This window comes from Kitasatospora sp. NPDC059088, from assembly GCF_042738155.1.
Lineage (GTDB): Bacteria > Actinomycetota > Actinomycetes > Streptomycetales > Streptomycetaceae > Kitasatospora.
Genome location: NZ_JBHYGR010000082.1, coordinates 13624 through 18010 on the forward strand (window position 1 = coordinate 13624; position 4387 = coordinate 18010).

Sequence of the window (4387 nt, forward strand, 5' to 3'; positions counted from 1 at the left end):
CCGGCGGCCGCGGGGGCGGTGGGAGCCCGGGGGGGGGGGCGCGCCCCGGCGGCCCCCGGGGGGCGCGCCTCCCCCCCCGGGGCGCCGCCCCCCCCCGGCCCCCCCGCGCCACTCCACGCAGACACGCGAGACGCGAGAAGAGATTCACACCATGGCGAACTTCACCGCCGCGGACGTCAAGAAGCTCCGTGAGCTCACCGGCGCCGGCATGATGGACTGCAAGAAGGCCCTGGACGAGGCCGAGGGCAACGTCGAGAAGGCCGTCGAGCTCCTGCGCATCAAGGGCCAGAAGGGCGTTGCGAAGCGCGAGGGCCGTGACGCCTCCAACGGCGCCGTCGCCGCGCTGATCGCCGAGGACAAGAAGTCCGGCGTCCTGGTCGAGCTGAACTGCGAGACCGACTTCGTCGCCAAGGGTGACAACTTCGTCAAGGTCGCCGACGCGATCGCCGCCCACCTCGCCAAGAGCGCCCCGGCCGACCTGGACGCCGCCCTGGCGTCCGAGATCGAGGCCGGCAAGACCGTCCAGCAGTTCGTGGACGAGGCCAACGCGACCCTGGGCGAGAAGATCGTCCTCCGTCGCTTCGCCCAGTTCGACGGTGACGGTTTCGTCGCGGTCTACCTCCACAAGACCAGCCCCGACCTGCCGCCGGCCGTCGGCGTCCTGGTCGAGCTGGACAAGGAGAACGCCGAGGTCGCCAAGGACGTCGCGCAGCACATCGCCGCCTTCGCGCCGAAGTACCTGTCCCGCGAGGAGATCCCGGCCGAGGCCCTCGAGAACGAGCGCCGCGTCGCCGAGGCCACCGCCCGCGAGGAGGGCAAGCCCGAGGCCGCCCTGCCGAAGATCGTCGAGGGTCGCGTCACCGGCTTCGTGAAGGAGAACTCCGTCCTGGAGCAGGCCTTCGCCAAGGACAACAAGAAGACCGTCGCCAAGGTCCTCGAGGAGGCCGGCGTCTCCCTCAAGCGCTTCGCCCGCTTCCGCGTCGGCGCCTGAGCCACGTTCCACCCGGTCCCCGGCCCCTCTAGGCTGGGAACCGCCCCCGCCCACTGACCGGGGCGGGCGGATCGCCGAACGGGCTCACCCGGCGCCAGCCGTCCATGGGTGGGCCGTGTCGGCACCATGAACGACGAGGAGGCCATTGCCGTGCAGGACACCGAACCGGTTCCCGCGGCAGTGGCCTCCTCTCGTGTACGCGCAGGCCGGGCATCCGCACGCCCAGGCCTGTGAGCCAGCAGGTGCACTAAAGGAGAAGTCCATGCAGGAGACGCAGGAGACCGCGCAGGACCCCAAGGCGGGCTCGCGCCGCCGGGTGCTGCTCAAGCTGTCCGGTGAAGCCTTCGCCGGTGGTGGCGGGCTCGGCGTCGACCCGGACGTCGTGCACGCGATCGCCCGTGAGATCGCCACGGTCGTGCGCGCCGGCACCGAGGTCGCGGTGGTCATCGGCGGCGGCAACTTCTTCCGGGGTGCCGAGCTGCAGGTCCGCGGCATGGACCGGGCCCGCTCCGACTACATGGGCATGCTGGGCACCGTCATGAACTGCCTGGCGCTGCAGGACTTCCTGGTCAAGGAGGGCATCGAGACCCGGGTCCAGACCGCCATCACCATGGGCCAGGTCGCCGAGCCGTACCTGCCGCTGCGGGCCGTCCGGCACCTGGAGAAGGGCCGTGTGGTGATCTTCGGTGCCGGTATGGGCATGCCGTACTTCTCCACCGACACCACGGCCGTCCAGCGCGCGCTGGAGATCCACGCCGACGTCCTGCTGATGGGCAAGAACGGCGTGGACGGCGTCTACGACTCCGACCCCCGGACCAACCCGGACGCGGTCAAGTTCGACGCACTGGAGTACTCCGAGGTCATCGCGCGCGACCTCAAGGTCGCGGACCTCACCGCGATCACCCTGTGCAAGGACAACAACCTCCCGATGCTGGTCTTCGAACTGCTGGCGGAGGGCAATATCGCGCGTGCGGTGAAGAGTGAGAAGATCGGCACACTCATCAGCCAGGATTCTGTCCGGGCCTGAGCAGCAACCCGCCGTACGGGACGGCGTCCGCCGCGACCGGCCCCGATGCCGACACCGGTCGGGACAACAGCAGATGAACCGGACAGGGAGTTCACAGTGATCGAAGAGACCCTCCTCGAGGCCGAGGAAAAGATGGAGAAGGCCGTCGCCGTCTCCAAGGACGACCTCGCGGCCATCCGTACCGGCCGTGCGCACCCGGCGATGTTCGCCAAGATCGTCGCCGAGTACTACGGCGCCATCACGCCGATCAACCAGCTGGCCTCGTTCTCGGTGCCGGAGCCGCGCATGGCGGTCGTCTCGCCGTTCGACAAGACCGCGCTGAAGGCCATCGAGCAGGCGATCCGCGACTCCGACCTGGGCGTCAACCCCTCGAACGACGGTTCCATCATCCGAGTGGTGCTGCCGGAGCTGACCGAGGAGCGCCGCCGGGAGTTCATCAAGATCGCCCGGACCAAGGGCGAGGACGCCAAGGTCTCGATCCGCGCCGTCCGCCGCAAGGCCAAGGACGCCATCGACAAGCTGGTCAAGGACGGCGAGGTCGGCGAGGACGACGGCCGCCGCGCCGAGAAGGAGCTCGACGACACCACGGCCAAGTACGTGGCCCAGGTCGACGAGCTGCTCAAGCACAAGGAAGCCGAGCTGCTCGAGGTCTGATGAACGACGCCCCTGACGCCCCTGGCTACTGGGGCCCGTCCGACCAGCAGTTCCAGCCCTACCGCCCGGCGCCGCAGCCGCAGGCACCCCGGCCGCCGGCCAGTCCGGCGCCGGGGCACCCCGGCCACCCGGAGCCCCGGGCCGCCCACCAGGGCGGGCCGGGTGCCGTCCCGGGGGGCCAGGACCTCCGTTCGGATCACTCGCAGCAGCCTCCGGTGTACTGGGGCGGCGACGCGGAGGAGACTCAGGTCATGCCTCCCGTACCGGCCGATCCCGGCCCGCACCCCGGTGCGCCCGACCACGGGCCGGCCAACGGTGCCGCGAGCGGACCCTCCGACGGCTCCTCGAACGGCGCCGGGGACGGCTCCTCGAACGGCGCTGCGAGCGGGCCCTCGAACGGCGCCGCGAACGGCCGGGCCGAGCAGCCCGGGACGCCGCCGCCGGGCGTGACGGAGACGGTCGTGCTGCGCGCGATAACCGACGACGCCACCCCCGCCCCCGGCCACGGCGCCCCGCCGTACCCGGGGGCTCCGGTGCATCCCGCGCCGCCGCAGCGCCACCGGGCGGCCGGGCAGCCCCCCTTCGTGCCGTCGTCCCATCCAGGGCAGGAGACACCCGTGGCCGCCCAGCCCGCCCCGCAGCCGGAGCCGCGCAAGCAGCGCGGCGGCCGTAACCTCCAGGCCGCCATAGGCGTGGGCGTCGGCCTCGGCGTGGTGATCATCGCCTCGCTGTTCGTGGTGAAGGCGCTGTTCCTGTTCGTCGTGATGGCCGCGGCCTCGGTCGGCGTCTGGGAGCTGACCAGTCGGCTGTCCGAGCGCAAGCAGATCAAGGCGCCGCTGATCCCGTTGGTCGTGGGCGGCATCGCCATGATCGCCACCGGCTACTGGGCCGGCGTCGAGTGGGCCGCGGCCTCGCTCGCGCTGACCGGGCTGGCGGTGATGGTCTGGCGGATGGCCGAGCCGCCGGAGAACTACCTGCGGGACATAACGGCCGGGGTGTTCACCGCCTTCTACGTGCCGTTCCTGGCGACCTTCGTGGCGATGATGCTGGCGGCCGACGACGGCCCCCAGCGGATCGTGCTCTTCCTGATCGTCACGATCTGCAGCGACACCGGCGCCTACGCGGTGGGCTACAAGTTCGGTCGGACCAAGCTGGCCCCGACGATCAGCCCCGGCAAGACCCGCGAGGGCCTGGCCGGCGGCATCGGCCTGTCGATGCTGGCGGGCGCCGTGCTGATGCAGCTGATCATCGACGGCGGCAGCTGGTGGCAGGGCCTGATCCTGGGCGGCTGCGCGGCGGTCACCGCGACCCTGGGCGACCTGGGCGAGTCGATGATCAAGCGCGACCTCGGGATCAAGGACATGGGCACCCTGCTGCCCGGCCACGGCGGCATCATGGACCGGCTGGACTCGCTGCTGCCGACCGCCCCGGTGGTCTGGCTGCTGCTGGCGGCCTTCGTCGGCAGCTGACCCGCCCACCGACCGTTCCGCGACGGGGCCCCGGACGCCAGGCGTCCGGGGCCCCCGCGCGGCTGGGACGCTGGAACCACCAAGCCGAAGGCCCGGGGAAGCACCGTTGTCGCGGCGCGCGGCGCCCAGCCCCCCCCCCCCCGCCCCGCGCCGGCTGAACAGCTCTGTGGTGGAGGTGTTCGAGGGCGCCCGGTACTTGCGCGAGGGCGCCCGCGTGCAGCGGGAGGACCACGGGCGCAAGGTCAC

4 protein-coding genes are annotated in these 4387 nt (G+C 71.8%); all 4 read left to right on the plus strand.

Annotation, left to right across the window (positions count from 1 at the left end):
- The first annotated feature begins 151 nt into the window (after positions 1-151).
- Complete coding sequence (gene tsf, locus ACFWXO_RS29825) at positions 152-991, plus strand: translation elongation factor Ts (protein WP_380527420.1); 840 nt, start codon at positions 152-154, stop codon at positions 989-991.
- Between the two features lie 262 nt (positions 992-1253).
- Positions 1254-2018 (plus strand): UMP kinase, encoded by a 765-nt coding sequence (gene pyrH, locus ACFWXO_RS29830; protein ID WP_030056790.1) that lies wholly within the window; start codon positions 1254-1256, stop codon positions 2016-2018.
- Between the two features lie 96 nt (positions 2019-2114).
- Positions 2115-2672, plus strand: a complete 558-nt coding sequence (gene frr / locus ACFWXO_RS29835) for a ribosome recycling factor (protein WP_360233219.1) — start codon at positions 2115-2117, stop codon at positions 2670-2672.
- 251 nt (positions 2673-2923) lie between these two features.
- Positions 2924-4141 (plus strand): phosphatidate cytidylyltransferase, encoded by a 1218-nt coding sequence (locus ACFWXO_RS29840; RefSeq protein WP_380527422.1) that lies wholly within the window; start codon positions 2924-2926, stop codon positions 4139-4141.
- Positions 4142-4387 lie beyond the last annotated feature (246 nt).

Coding starts and splice junctions, on each gene's coding strand:
- tsf (WP_380527420.1), top strand. CDS start 152: ATGGCGAACTTCACCGCCGCGGACGTCAAGAAGCTCCGTGAGCTCACC.
- pyrH (WP_030056790.1), top strand. CDS start 1,254: ATGCAGGAGACGCAGGAGACCGCGCAGGACCCCAAGGCGGGCTCGCGC.
- ACFWXO_RS29840 (WP_380527422.1), top strand. CDS start 2,924: ATGCCTCCCGTACCGGCCGATCCCGGCCCGCACCCCGGTGCGCCCGAC.